Below are 13,692 nucleotides of genomic sequence, written 5' to 3' on the forward strand. Positions count from 1 at the left end.
CCTGTGGCTACATTGGCGTCCAAGGAGCGCAGATGAAACCCCAGACCCGACTGAGATACGCCGAACGCATGGAGCCCGTGCTCCGTTGGCTTGCCGACCATCCGGAGAGCGATCCGGACCTGCATCACCTGGCCGAGCTGGCGTGTCTGTCGCCGTACCACTTTCATCGTGTCTACCGCGCATTGCTCGGTGAGACGGTGAACAATTCGGTGCAGCGCATTCGCATGCACCGTGCGGCGATTGCCCTGTCGGGGTCAGAGGATTCGATGCGTGTTGTGGCGTCGCGTGCCGGCTATGCGTCGGACGCTGCGTTCAACCGGGCCTTCGGTGCGTTCTTCGGCATCCCGCCGGGACGCTACCGAGACGTCCGCTCCGGACCCATCGATCCTCAGGAGCTAGCCATGTACCCGATCTCAGTCGAATCGTTTCCCGCCACCACCCTCGCCGTGCTCCGTCACAACGGCGACTATCAGGGCATCGGCCCCGTCTTCACACGCGCGTTCATGCTCGCTGCCGCGCAGGGCCTCGCCCATCCGGATGCGACCGGCTTCGGCGTCTACTTCGACGACCCGGAGCAAGTCCCCGTCGCACAATTGCGCTCGCTCGCGGGGATGTCGGTGCCATCGGATGCCGAGATCGGCGGCGATCTGGAACGCTTCGAGATTCCCGCAGGAAAATGCGCCGTACTGACATACACCGGGCCGTACAACGAGATGAGCAAGCCCTATCAGTGGCTGTTCGCGCAGTGGCTGCCCGCCAGCGGACTGGAGCCCGCCAACTTCCCGATGTTCGAGCAGTACCTCAACGATCCCCGCTCGACACCGGCGGCGCAGCTTCAGACCCGCATCTGTCTGCCGGTGAAGTAAGCGCGAGCAAGGCCTGCGCCTGTGCGCGCAGGTCTTGCGCCGTCGGGTGGAATTCGAACGGTATCGCCTTCGCCAGCCCTTGCAGCAGCTTGCGCGAGCTGCGCGTGTAGGCCGGGTCGTAGTGGCGCGTGATTAGCGCTTCGGACAACTCACGCTGTTGTCCGTTGTCAAGCATCGCCAGCCATTGATCGACCACCGCCTTGCCATGCAATTCGACCAGACGCAGCAACTGCGCACGGAAGTATTCAGGCTGAGCCAGCAGGTGGCCATACTCCTGCGTCAGCAGTTCGACGCGCTCGTCCACACTCACATTCACTTCGACGCATCGCATCGTGCCGCGTAGCGACGTCATCAGCGACTCGGGCAATGTGATCAGTCCGATCCGGCGGCTTTCCGCCTCGACAAACACGGGACGCGTTGCGTCGAAGCTGCGCAGCACCCCGATGAGCGACGTGTCGAACGACTTTTGCGACGGCTGCGGGGCGTCCGGCATCGCGCCGAGGAGCGACCCGCGATGTACGGCGAGGCCCTCGAGATCGAGCGTCTGAGCGCCAGCGTCCGCGAGCGCATGCAGCAGACGGGTCTTGCCGCTACCGGTATGACCTGCAAGGACGATGTAGTCGAGCGTGGGCGGCAGAGTCGCCAGCGACGCCACGACATCGGTGCGGTATGTCTTGTAACCGCCCTCAAGCTGCCGGGCGCGCCAGCCGATCATATTCATCATCAAGGTCATGGACGCCGAGCGCATGCCGCCGCGCCAGCAATACACGAGCGGACGCCAGTTGCGCGGCCGGTCGGCGAACAGCGTGTCGAGATGCCTGGCGATGTTGCGCGCGACCATGGCCGCACCTTCACGCGACGCGTCGAATGGCGAAACCTGCTTGTACATCGTGCCGACGATGGCGCGTTCTTCGTTGCTGAGTACGGGGGCGTTGATCGCGCCAGGGATATGGTCCTCGGCGAATTCGAGCGGTGTGCGCACATCGATGATTTCATCGAACTCGGCGACGTTCGCGAGCGGCACACGGAGAGGGTTCATCGCGCCCCCGCTGCCAGTTGCCCGCAATACTTGCCGTAGGGTGTGCGCGTCGTCGGCTGGACGCTCGCATCACCGTCGAGGCTCGCGCGCACTTTGGCCGCACGGTCGATGATGCGGGTGGCCGCTTCCGCATCGCCCGCGCCGCCCAGTGCCAGCGCGTAATCGTCGAGCAATTCGGCGTAGGCGAACGGCACTTTGCGCGCCGCTTCCAGCCGGTCGAGCGTGCCGAGTGCCCGGCCGAAGTATTTTGCGGAAATCCCGAACTGACGTTGCGCGAGCGCGAGACGCGCCAGTTCGACCAGCGCCGGATAGCGGTATCGTGCCGTGAGGATGTCGAGGTCGTACGCCTGGCTAAGCTCGCGCTCGGCTTCGTCGTAGTAGCAGGTCACGCCCAGCGCGCGCCCGTAGTCGAAGTGCATGGCGGCGCGTTGCGATGCGGGCCAGCCCGACTGGTCCGCCACGAGCACCGCCTGCCCGAAGGCGCGGCGCGCGCCGTCCCAGTCGCCACGCACCTCGGCCGCGCCGCCCTGCGCCGCGTAATCAGGGCCGCTCGCCTTCGGTGCGGGCGTGCTGCACCCCAGCGCGCCCAACACGCCGCCCAGTGCGCACACCATCGCCAACCACGTCAAAGATCGAATCATCAGGGAAAGAAAACTGCCGGGAAATCATCTGTCGCGGGACACCTCCGTCCCGCGTTCGCCCGACAGGATACCTCGTCGCACCTGAACACCCCAACGCTGACGCCCCGTGAGGAAGTGCCCCCACCCCATCGCCGCGCCCGTGTGACGCATCAACTGGAACGTGAACGGCTCCAGCACGGCGGCAACGAACGCCAGCCCAAGGCTCGTGCCGGTGCGGTGGCCGGTCCAGCGGCGATACGCATGCACCGACCACAGATGAAAGCCGAGATCGATGACGATCTTGCCCAGTATGATCCCGGAGACTGGCAGCACCACGCCGTAGTGGCCTTCGCAGACGAACGTCACCAGCAACGCAAAGGCCGTCAGCCCGTAGATCGGCTGAAGCGTATCGAACGCTTTGACCGGCAACATCCAGCGACCGAGGTTGCCGTAGCGGCCGTTGCCGACCATATCGCGATACCAGTACTGCGTCTGGAGGAAGCCCGCGAACCAGCGACGGCGTTGACGCAAGAAGCTCGTCAGCGTGCCCGGCGCATCGGTGATCGCCTGCGCGCCGCCGACGACGCGCACTTCCCAGTCGAGCGAATGCGTGACCGAATAGCGACGCAGACGGTGAATCAGTTCGTAGTCTTCGACCAGACACGCGGGGTCGAAGCCGCCCACGGCCAGCACCGCCTCGCGACGGAAGCACGCGAACGCGCCCGAGATCAGCAACAGCCCGTCGGCGCGCATCCACGCAAAGCGAGAGATGAAGTTGCGGATGTACTCGTACGTCTGGAAGAACTGCAAGACACGTGCGCTCATGGTGTCGCCACACACCGGTGTCAGCACGCCGGTGGCGGCGACCAGACGGGGACGACGAGCGAAAGCATCATGCATGGCGGCGCACGCACCGGCATCGAGCAACGTGTCGGCGTCGACCGTCATCACGATGTCGGTCTGCATACCGACGAGGGCCGCATTGAGCGCCTTCGCCTTGCCGCCGTGCGGCACGCGCAACCATCGCAGGTTCGGATAGCGGGTGCTCGGTGCGCTCAGGCTCCCGACGCCCGGGTCCACCAGGCCATACTCGCCGGTGAGCAAGGCGACGGAGCCGTCGTGCGAACCGTCGTCGGCGATGACGATGGCGTCGGGCACGTGACGACCGGCCATCAGCGCACGCAGTGTCACCGGCAACGCCGCCGCTTCGTTATGTGCCGCAACCACCACGCCGAGCGTGAGACGGTTCGATGCGGCGTCGGCAGTGCCACCCCACGTCTCGTCCGGATCGGGACGCATCAGACGCCACGCCTGCCAGAAGACGAACGCCAGCAGCAAGGTGTCGTAGACGACATACGCCACGCCCGTGCCCCACGCGAAAACGCCCTTGAGGAAGAACGCCTGTGCGAAGAGCAGGCACCACAGCACGGCCACGCCGGTGTGCACGAGCCAACTGGCGAGCGGTGTCGGCGGCAAGGTGAAGCGCGGCGAATGCTGCTCGCGCGATGCTTCGAGCTGCGCTACGCCCGTCTGGATATCGGGGTTCATGTGCGGGTTGACGTCCGAGTTCATCTCGCTACTCATCCCGACACTCACGGCAGCATCCGGCCGATGACCGGGTGACGGTCGATCCACTGATGCTTGAGCGCACCGCCGATGTGCAACGCCAGCAGCGCGTAGAGAGCATAAGCGCAATAGGTATGGACATTGCCCAGCACCTCGTGCCAGTAGTCCTTGCTCGCGTCGCCCATCGCCATCAGAATGCCCATGCGCGGAAACGGCACGACACCGAACAGCACCAGCGGATGCGTCGACGCCGCCACCCATGCCGAGTCGTGCGCCCAGCCCGAGAGCGGCATCGCGAAAATCAGCACATACAACAGCCAGTGCACCAGATGCGCCGCGGCGCGTTCCCACGACGCGAAGACATGCGAGAGTGCGGGCGGACGGTGCGTCACGCGCCACAGAATCCGAAGGATCGCGAGACCCAGCACCGTGATGCCGACGGACTTATGCAGATCGATCCAGAAACGCACGTCGATCTTCTCCAGCGTGGCGTCCGGCAGCAAGGCAATCGTCTGACCGATGGCGACGTTGCCGAGCATCAGCAACGCCACCGCCCAGTGCAGCAGCATGGCGACGCGCGTGTACTTGGGGTCTTCATACAGGGCGACGCGAGGCTTGTTGGCCGACGTGGATGGCATGGATCGCGGCGAAGGGGGCAGAGAATTCACGTTTGACGTCCTGAAAATGCACTGAAAGATGATTGCATAACGCTAGTTGAAGCGCGCTTATTCCCGCATTGCCGCAAAAAAGTTGTTACCGGACATTACCTCGGCTTTTGACGGCCTGTATGCCACGCATTCAGCGAAAACCGTCTGACGGTCGACATTTGCATTTCGTGTGCCATCACTTGTCTTGCGAGGCCGTCATAAAACCGCGATGATCGGGCATTCCGTGCGCAGCGAGCGATCTACTGCGCCGCCCTCAGGAGACAATCCCATGCCACGCAGCACCGCCGAAAAACGCGCCGCGTTTCGCGAACTTCACCTTGCCGGGTGCTTTGTGATCCCGAACCCTTGGGACGCGGGCAGCGCACGGTATCTCGAACACGCTGGATTCCAGGCCGTTGCGTCGACCAGTTCCGGCTTCGCGTGGTCCACCGCGCGCCCCGACAACGGCGTGACGCGCGAGCTCGTGCTGGCGCATCTGCGCACGCTGGTCGAGGCGACCGATCTACCGGTGAATGCCGACTTCGAAAGCGGCTTCGGCGAAACGCCGGACGACGTGGCGCAAAGCGTCAAGCTGGCAGTGGCGACGGGCGTGGCCGGTCTGTCCATCGAAGACACCACGGGCGACGCCAACGAACCGCTCTTCCCGCTCGACGAAGCGGTCGCACGCATGAAGGCGGCGCGTCGCGCCATCGACGAAACCGGCGGCGATACCTTGCTCGTCGGTCGTGCAGAGAATTTCTTCGCAGGCGTACCCGATCTGGACGACGCCATCCGGCGACTGCAAGCCTATGCCGAAGCGGGGGCCGATTGTCTGTATGCGCCAGGTATCCAGTCCGAAGCGCAGATTCGCGCCGTGGTGGCCGCTGTCGCGCCCAAACCCGTCAACGTGCTGATCGGTGCGACGTCGCCTTTCACGTTGCAGGCGCTGGCGAGCCTCGGCGTACGGCGCGTGAGCGTGGGCGGCGCGCTCGCCCGTGCCGCGTGGGGCGGTTTCATGCACGCGGCGCAGGCACTGGCGGAAGGCCGCTTCGATGGCTTTGACGGTGCGGCCAGCGGTGCAACGCTCAATGGCCTGTTTCGTCAGGGCGAATGAGCAGGATAAAGGGTGCGATGGCGCGGCAGGTCGATATCCAGTGACTTTTCGTCGATAGACGTTGCCGCGTACGCCCGGGGACAATGCTCCGTCAGCCGATGCCCCGCCACGCGACGCCGCTCACGGCGCGCCAACGACAGCGGGCACGGCATCCCCCTTCGACGGAGCGCCCATGAATTCCCCGCACGATAGCTTTGCCGCCTTTGCGATCCCCACACCTCTGGGCGCACCGCTGCCCAAGCCGCGCGTGTTCGACAACGTCGAAGACGAACGCGCCGACCGCAAGCTGCGGCTGGCGGTCGCGTTCCGCATCTTCGCGCGCTTCGGGCTTGCCGAAGGCATCGCCGGGCACATCACCGTGCGCGACCCCGAGTTCCACGACCGCTTCTGGGTCAATCGCTACGCCCAGCACTTTTCGTCGATTCATCCGGACGACCTGATTCTGGTCGACGAGGCCGGTGGCCTGCATCACGGCGAAGGCCCGGTGAATGCCGCTGCGATGGCGATCCACGCCGGTATTCATGCCACGCTGCCCCATGTGACGGCCGCTGCTCACACGCACACCACGCACGGGCGCGCCTTCTCTGCGCGCACGCGCGAACTCGCGCCCATCAATCAGGAAGCGTGCCTGTTCTACGACGACCACGTGCTGTTTCGCGGCGACGTGTTGGTCCTCGGTGCCGAGGAAGGACGCCGCATCGCGCAGTCGATGGGCCACAAGCGCGCGGCGGTACTGCTCAATCATGGCTTGCTGACGGTCGGCTCGTCGGTGGACGCCGCCGCCTATCGCTTTCTCGCGATGGAGCGTTGCGCACAGGTGCAATTGCTCGCGGAAGCGGCCGGTCCGCTGGAAGTCCTCTCCGACGCCGAAGCCCGCGAGGTCTTCCGTCTGCTCGGTTCGGACTACGTCGCATGGCTCGGGTATCAGGGCCTCTACGAGCAGGTGTTGCGCGAACATCCGGAACTGACGTCGGCACGTTGAAGACGACGGCCTACCTACGCTCGGCGAGATACCGGTCGACGGCGTTGCGCAGCCACGCATCGAACTGACGCAGCGGTGCCCAGTCGCGACGCTGCGCAGGATAGGAGAAGTAAATGGTCTGCGGGTTGGCGAGTGTGTGCGCGTGCGCTTGCACCAGCGCGCCGCTCGCCAGTTCGCGCTCGATCAGCACGCGCGGCAGCAAGGCCACGCCCAGACCGGCCACCGCCGCGTTGATCGCCATCACGAACATGTCGTAGCGCTGAGCACTGCGCTGCGGCTTGATCTCGGCCGCGTTCGCACCGCCTTGCAGCCCTTGCGAGGCAAACCAGTCGTCCCACACGCGCGGTAGATCGCGCGGGCAAATCCACGAGTGCTCGGCAATCTGTTCCAGCGACAACGACGCCCTCCCCTCCAGCATACGCGGCGCGGCCACCAGCATGAGCGAGTCGTCGGTGACGAGCGCCGTACCGGGCATGCCGGGCCACAGGCGCGTGCTGAAGTAGATCGCGGCGTCGAACGCAGAGTCGTCGAAGAAGACGGGCTGATCGCGCCCGAGAATATGCAGACGGACATCGCGCGTGTTGGCGTAGAAGTCATCCAGTCGCGGAATAAGCCACTGCGCGGCAAACGTCACCCCGACGGCGATTTCCAGTTCGGTCTCACGCCCCTGCTGCACGACGTCCAGCGTATCGCGACGAATCTGATCGAGATGCACGCGAATGCGCTTGGCATATTCGGCCCCGGCAGGCGTGAGCACGAGCCGTTGCTTCACGCGCTCGAACAGCGCCACACCCAGATGCTTCTCCAACTCCCCCACCCGCTTGCAGACGGCACCGTGCGTGAGCGCAAGCTCTTGCGCTGCGGCGGCGAAGTTCTGATGACGGGCGCTGGCCTCGAAGGCCTGCAACGCCGAGAGGCTGGGAACGCCCAGACGCATGACGACTCCTGCGGGAAAACGATGTTGCCCGACAGTCTATGCGAAGCGTCGCGCGCAAACAAAGCGGCCCGTCGAGCCGAGGCATCGACGGGCCGCTTGCCCTTCGTCAACAGTCACTGTACCGACAGCACTTATTCCACGTGTGCCACACCGCCCGCGAGGACTGCGCCGCCGGGCACCTCCTTGGGCAACGCCCACGACATCCAGTGCGTGCGCAGCGCAACGACCAGCACGAACGCGAGCGCGGCCAACGCACCGAAGGTGGCGAATCCCATCTGATAGCTACCCGTCGATTCCTTGGCCATGCCCATAATGACCGGCAGATAGAAACCGCCGATACCGCCAGCTGCGCCGATGATGCCGGACATGAGACCCGTCTTGCCTTGCCAGCGTTGCGGCACGAGCTGGAACGTCGCGCCGTTGCCGAGACCGAAGCACAGGTAGACCAGCACCAGCAACGCAATGCCAGCCCCTTGCGGCGGCATCCATGCGGCAAACACGAAGTCGATGACGGAGATCGCCGCGAGCAACAGCACGAGCGCGCGCACGCCGGAAATACGGTCGGCCACCAGACCGCCGATAGGACGCACCAGCGCACCGAGGAACGCGAGCAGCGACATGAACAGCCCCGCTTCGAGACGCGGCATGCCGTAGAGCGAAATCAGCAGCGTCGTGACATAGGACGACATGCCCACGAAGCCACCGAAGGTGATGCTGTAGACGAGCATGATGACCCACGTGTCGCGCTCACCCAGCACACCGCGATAGTGACGCGGCAGCACAGCGATGGCGAGCAACGCACCAAGCACAGGCAGCAACAGCACTCCGGCCTTGCCTTCACCGAAAGCACCCGCATGCACGCACAGCACGAGCGCCACCAGACCGAACACCGTAATGAAGAAGCTTGAGAACGCGCGCGGCGCACTGCCCGACTTCACGCCCTGATCCTTCGCCCAGAACACCAGCGCCAACGCCGCGAGCGCCAGCAGCGGGAGCGCTGCACCGGCCGCGTGCGCCCAGCCGTAATGCTCTGCCAGTCCGGGGAACATGAAACCGTCGAGCACGGCACCGATGTTGCCCGCCGCCGCAAGACCGAGCACGAGGCCTTGAACCTTCGGCGGATAGTTGCTGCCTGCCATCGGCAGCGCCACAGCGAAACTTGCACCGCCGACACCGAGGAACACGCCGAGCACGAGCAGCAGCGTGTACGACGGTGTGCCGGGCATCAGCAACAGCACGACCGACGGAATGGCCGAGAGCGTCAGCCCCATCAATGCGATCTTGCGACCGTCGCAGGCTTGATAGAGGTTGCCCAGCGTGACGCGCAGAATGGCCGCTCCCAGCACCGGCACCGCGACGAGGAAGCCGGTCTGCGCGGGCGTCATCGCAATGTCCTTGCCGATGAACGGGGCCAGCGGGCCGAGCATCACCCAGACGGTGAAACCGGTGTCGAAGTAGAGAAAACACGCAACCAGCGCGCGCCAGTTGCCACTTTTCAACGATTGCGTGAGCGTGCTCATGGATACCCTCGTGTTCGTGTGCCGAAAAAAAAAGGCGTCCCGAAGCCGTGCGCCAATGAACGGACGCGTGGCTTCGGGACGCCGTTGCCCCGAAAACCCCGCGTTCGCGGGGCCCTGCATGCGGTGCAGAAAATTCGCTTGTCTTCCACTCAGCCGCCATTGGCCTTACGCAATCATTAGCAATTGGCGTGCCAAGTGGGTGTCATGTACGGATGAATTCGACGCGAAGGTCCGTGCGACGGGGTTTTCGGGGATATCGAGAGGGATGCCGATGGCGGTACAACGAGCGATGAGATGGAAAAGCCCGAGCACGGCGGATGACATCGCAACGGGCACAATGCCGCATCGCGATGCGGCGGCGCACCATTAGCGTGCGTGGGACCGGCTCGCGGCTTACTGGTAATCAGGACCGACGACCGGACAGTCGAATCGAAAGTCCGTCACCTTCCCGAAGAAGGGGTGAGTTCCGTCGGAAGACTCCAGCAAGAGTACGGCGCGGATAAAGCCGGGCCCCCGAGAAATCGGGACGGAAGGCACCACTAGCGCATAGAGTCGGCTAACGCCCCTCGCCGACGTCCACACATCGCGCTCGTAATACGAGTCATAGGACGGATCGTCCCACGCCCGAAGAATCCATCGCCTGTTCGCCGATGGCCGGGCGAACGTCGCCGTCAGGGAGCGCTTGACCATATCACGCTTGTCCTTAATGAGCGATGGTGTCAGTACATGCACAGACAAGGCGTCGATGCGCCCGTCGTGAAGCGAGATGCACACCGGCATCGCTGTGCTGAAAGCCTGGAAGCGCTCGAGGTCCAGCCGGTCGACAACCACCACCTCATTAAGCCCCATCGGCTTGCCGATCAGATCGTTAGTGCGGTGACGGAAACAAGGCGCGCCGTCCGGACCGAGATAGCTGAGTTGCAATGTGTCCTGAACGAACTTGCACTCAGGCACCGTGAGCGGATCGCCGAGCCGGTATCCAAGCAGTTCTGCACTGTCGCCGTCCAGATGCACCAGCGCTGGTGCAGGCGGCGGTGGGAGAATCTTCGGCTTCGGCAGCAGCCCCAATAGCCCAACGGGAACGGCAAGGCAAACCGCGACGATCGCCGCGACCTTGATGACCTCCATCAGCGCGGGTGGCACCACCCACCTCAGTAGCAATGCGGCGGCTGCGCCCACAATGCCGAACTTCGCAAGTGCGATGAGAGACCCCTGCGTGCTCATCTCGTCCCCGGACAGGACAAACAGCCCGACGATCAACGCGATACCAATGACTGCCGCGTAAAAGAGATAGTCACTCACGCCATTGTCCGCACGGCGTCGCCACCAGTCCGCCAGCGTTTCCCGCAACACGCTCATCCTGATCGACCTCGTTGTTATCACCCCACTTATCGGTCCATCTCCCTTGCCTGCGAATGCCCCGTCAGGCGACGCCTATCATGCGCCGCGCCCGAAGTACCGACAAGCGACCCGGCAGGGTCAATGCCGAGGACTTCCTCCAAGCGCGCGGTCGTTTCCAAATAGCCGGTGCACTACAGTTCAGGCACTATCCGGTCGTTAAGCCAATGAGGCGGGCTGCTTGCGCTGCGGCGGTCGGCAAGAACAACAACATTCCGGAAAATCTCGCGTGTCTCGCTTCTTCCTCTGTCTGACGCTGGTGGTACTCGGCCTCCTGCCGCTCTCCCCCGTCTTCGCTGCGCCTTCGGCCGCCTCTCCTACCCCCCCGGCAAGCAACCCGCTGCTCAATCAGCAAGGGATGATGCAGCGCGTCGACGACGCCTCTTACGCCAAGTACCGGGAGATCGTCGCCACGTTCGATGCTGCCGTCCGTGCGCAGCCGGGCGACGCAGCACTCGCGCTCGCACGCTGCCAGTTCATGCGTAACTACGCGTGGGCCGAAGATCTGCAATGGGCCGAGAAAGCGCAGTCGGACCTGACGGCCTGTCTGCAAAATCTGAAAGAAAAATTCGCCGACAACCCGGAAGTGTCGGTGTCGCTGATGGAGAACATCTACGGCAAAGACGCTGTGGCACAGGGCGAAGCGTTGCTGCCCAAATCCCAGCGCTGGCCAGCGGAATATCGCGCGCGTCTGCACGCTGCGCTCTCCAATGCGTATCAGGCCACGCAGGACAAACGCAACGCGGGTGTTCAGGCCGTGGAGGCCGCAGAACTGTCGCCCGACACCCCCGTGCTGCTCACCGCCGTGCGCCATCTCGCCACGACCGGCGAGAAGACGGAGGCACGGCGTCTGCTGATGGACGCCCCTGTGCCGAAGATCGCCTGGCAAGCGACCGGACGCATCAACACCGCGCTCGATGTACTGCCGGGCCCTACGGCGCGCGATGTGCTGTTGCGCATGCAAAAGGCCGGGCTGAAGATCGATCCTTACACCAGCGCTCGCGCCCTCCTTCAGGCCGGTGACGCCGCCAGCGCACAACGGGCGCTCTCCGAGATAAAGGTTGACGCACCGGAGTCGGCGCAGAACCGCGCGTTGCGACTCTCCGTCGCGCTCGCCGCGCGCGACGGGAAGGCCGCCGCCTCCGCGATCCAGTCGTCACTCGAACACGACAAGGGCAACCGCTGGCCACTGGCACAGTCGTATGCCGTGCTGATGAGCATCGACCCGGCCGCCGGGATGCGTTTCGCCTTCGCCGGGTTGATGATCACGCTGCTGACTGCCGGTCTGTGCATCGTGCTGTTTCCCGGTCTGCTGATGTTCCCGGTGCATTACGTGGGTACGGTGCGCGCCCGCAAGGGGCGTCCGACGCCGCCGCTCTTCGAACGCATCGGCCTGCGGCACGCGTGGTATGGACTGGCCGCGCTGTGTTTCGCCACGTGGGTCATCCCCGCGTTCGTCGTGAGCCAGTCGACGCAGATGCACGCGGGCACGGCCCCCGTCATGGACACGCTGCTGCCCAATCTCGCGCTGGCGCACTTCGTGACGCTCGGCATTGTGGTCCTGCTGCTGTCGCGCACGATGTGGCGGCTGGGCCGACGTCAGTGGACCGGCTACGGCGAGTGGAAAGCGCGCTGGTTCATCTGGCCCGCCGTACTGCTCCTGACGTCGACGCTCGCCGCGTGGTATCTGGCGCATCACACGTCGGTGCGCAGCGCCGAATCGCAGGCGTGGAACGAGTACGTCGTGAAAGGCGCGATGCAATTGGGCGGCACCGGTCTGGCGCTCCTGCTGGTCGCCGTCGTCGTGCCGCTCGTCGAGGAGTTCGTGTTTCGCGGATGTCTGCTCGGCGGCCTGACCCGGCACATGAGTTTCATCGCCGCCAACCTCTGGCAAGCGGTGATCTTCGCCTCCGTTCACTTCGACCCCAAACACTTCCCGTTCCTCGTGATGTTCGGCCTGACAACCGGCTGGCTCGCCAAAAAGACCAACGGTCTGGCCGTGCCGATCGCCATGCACATGCTCAACAACGCGATCTTTGTGCTGGTGGTGATGTCGCGCTGAGCAGGCAGCGTCGGCACAGCCCCGTACCGTGGCAATGCGGCGTGGGCGATAATCGTCGCACTCGCTTGCATTGCCGCTCGGCTGCGCCACGGACATCGCCCATGAACACGAAGCTCTTCCCGCATCTCGTTCGCTTTCACCCGCGACTGCTCGTCGCCATCGCCATCGGCTTGCTCGCCGGGCTGTTCGTACAAGTGGTCGTGAGCGGCGAGTTCAGCACCGTCACCCGAATCCTGATCGGCTGGAACGCGGGCGCGTGGTCGTATCTCGCGATGATCTGGTTCATGATGGTCACCGCCCCGAAGCGCAGCATCGAACGCTTTGCCGAGCAGGAAGACCAGAGCGCTGCCCTCGTGCTCTCGGTAGTCAGCCTGTCGGCCATCGCGAGCGTGGCCGCCATCATTCATGTGCTGGCCAGCGCCAAGGCGGGCGGCTCGCATCACGCGTCGGAGCATGTACTGTTCGCCGCCGTCACGCTCATCGGCGGCTGGTTTCTCGTGCCGACGATCTACACGCTCCACTACGCCCGTCTGTACTTCACCGACACCGAAACGCCCTACGCCCTCGCCTGGCCCGACAAGGACTGCGATCCGGATTACTGGGACTTCCTGTATTTCTCGTTCACCATCGCGGTCGCGTCGCAGACTGCCGATATCGCCCTGAAGTCGCGACGTATGCGACGCGCCACCCTCGCGCAAGCCATCCTCTCGTTCTTCTTCAATCTGGCGGTCCTCGGCCTGTCGATCAACATCGGCGCCGGGCTGCTCAGCTGAACGTCTGCACGTGCCTCGCACGCGCCTGCCGTTCGCGGCAGGTGCGTCACCCTGTGGCATGACGCCGCACCGCCTGCGGACATAAACACGTTTAAAAACATACAAATAGATCGTAGCGTCGACGGATCACATCCCGCGTCAATGCGCCACATGTGACGACTTGTCACG

12 protein-coding genes are annotated in these 13,692 nt (G+C 64.4%); 5 read left to right on the forward strand and 7 right to left on the reverse strand.

The window, feature by feature from the left end; translation table 11 throughout:
• Nucleotides 1-32 precede the first annotated feature (32 nt).
• A complete protein-coding gene (locus tag PCO31010_RS05305; RefSeq protein WP_150663264.1) occupies nt 33-866 on the forward strand; it encodes an AraC family transcriptional regulator in 834 nt (277 codons plus the stop codon).
• Here PCO31010_RS05305 and mnmH read toward each other — a convergent pair.
• Genes mnmH through PCO31010_RS05325 form a run of 4 tightly spaced genes read right to left on the reverse strand, consistent with a single transcriptional unit; the run spans nt 802 to nt 4,729 of the window.
• Nucleotides 802-1,905 (reverse strand): tRNA 2-selenouridine(34) synthase MnmH, encoded by a 1,104-nt coding sequence (mnmH, locus tag PCO31010_RS05310; RefSeq protein ID WP_150663265.1) that lies wholly within the window; start codon nt 1,903-1,905, stop codon nt 802-804. The genes PCO31010_RS05305 and mnmH overlap by 65 nt on opposite strands.
• Entirely contained in the window at nt 1,902-2,546 is a 645-nt protein-coding gene (locus PCO31010_RS05315) for a tetratricopeptide repeat protein (protein WP_150663266.1), read from the reverse strand. The genes mnmH and PCO31010_RS05315 overlap by 4 nt, the downstream gene beginning before the upstream one ends.
• A gap of 24 nt (nt 2,547-2,570) precedes the next feature.
• Entirely contained in the window at nt 2,571-4,097 is a 1,527-nt protein-coding gene (locus PCO31010_RS05320; protein WP_246184447.1) for a glycosyltransferase family 2 protein, read from the reverse strand.
• A 20-nt stretch (nt 4,098-4,117) separates the two neighbouring features.
• Nucleotides 4,118-4,729 carry a cytochrome b gene (locus PCO31010_RS05325; RefSeq protein WP_150663267.1) on the reverse strand — a complete coding sequence of 204 codons (612 nt, stop codon included), beginning with the start codon at nt 4,727-4,729 and terminating at the stop codon, nt 4,118-4,120.
• 298 nt (nt 4,730-5,027) lie between these two features.
• Between PCO31010_RS05325 and PCO31010_RS05330 the strand changes: the two genes are divergently transcribed.
• Together PCO31010_RS05330 and PCO31010_RS05335 are read left to right on the forward strand one after the other, a co-directional pair.
• Nucleotides 5,028-5,852, forward strand: a complete 825-nt coding sequence (locus PCO31010_RS05330; protein ID WP_150663268.1) for an isocitrate lyase/PEP mutase family protein — start codon at nt 5,028-5,030, stop codon at nt 5,850-5,852.
• A gap of 172 nt (nt 5,853-6,024) precedes the next feature.
• Complete coding sequence (locus tag PCO31010_RS05335) at nt 6,025-6,834, forward strand: class II aldolase/adducin family protein (RefSeq protein WP_150663269.1); 810 nt, start codon at nt 6,025-6,027, stop codon at nt 6,832-6,834.
• Between the two features lie 10 nt (nt 6,835-6,844).
• Here PCO31010_RS05335 and PCO31010_RS05340 read toward each other — a convergent pair whose 3' ends face one another.
• From PCO31010_RS05340 to PCO31010_RS05350, 3 genes are all read right to left on the reverse strand, one after another.
• Nucleotides 6,845-7,771 carry a LysR substrate-binding domain-containing protein gene (locus PCO31010_RS05340; RefSeq protein ID WP_150663270.1) on the reverse strand — a complete coding sequence of 309 codons (927 nt, stop codon included), beginning with the start codon at nt 7,769-7,771 and terminating at the stop codon, nt 6,845-6,847.
• 131 nt (nt 7,772-7,902) lie between these two features.
• Nucleotides 7,903-9,291, reverse strand: coding sequence for an MFS transporter (locus PCO31010_RS05345; RefSeq protein WP_150663271.1), 1,389 nt, complete (start codon nt 9,289-9,291; stop codon nt 7,903-7,905).
• A 393-nt stretch (nt 9,292-9,684) separates the two neighbouring features.
• Nucleotides 9,685-10,593, reverse strand: a complete 909-nt coding sequence (locus tag PCO31010_RS05350; RefSeq protein ID WP_150663272.1) for a hypothetical protein — start codon at nt 10,591-10,593, stop codon at nt 9,685-9,687.
• A gap of 325 nt (nt 10,594-10,918) precedes the next feature.
• Between PCO31010_RS05350 and PCO31010_RS05355 the strand changes: the two genes are divergently transcribed.
• Together PCO31010_RS05355 and PCO31010_RS05360 are read left to right on the forward strand one after the other, a co-directional pair.
• The gene (locus tag PCO31010_RS05355; protein WP_150663273.1) at nt 10,919-12,751 is read left to right on the forward strand and encodes a CPBP family glutamic-type intramembrane protease; all 1,833 of its coding nucleotides are present in this window, start codon (nt 10,919-10,921) and stop codon (nt 12,749-12,751) included.
• Between the two features lie 101 nt (nt 12,752-12,852).
• The gene (locus PCO31010_RS05360) at nt 12,853-13,524 is read left to right on the forward strand and encodes a DUF1345 domain-containing protein (protein WP_150663274.1); all 672 of its coding nucleotides are present in this window, start codon (nt 12,853-12,855) and stop codon (nt 13,522-13,524) included.
• Nucleotides 13,525-13,692: the final 168 nt, after the last annotated feature.

The organism is Pandoraea commovens (genome assembly GCF_902459615.1).
GTDB classification, from domain to species: Bacteria; Pseudomonadota; Gammaproteobacteria; order Burkholderiales; family Burkholderiaceae; genus Pandoraea; species Pandoraea commovens.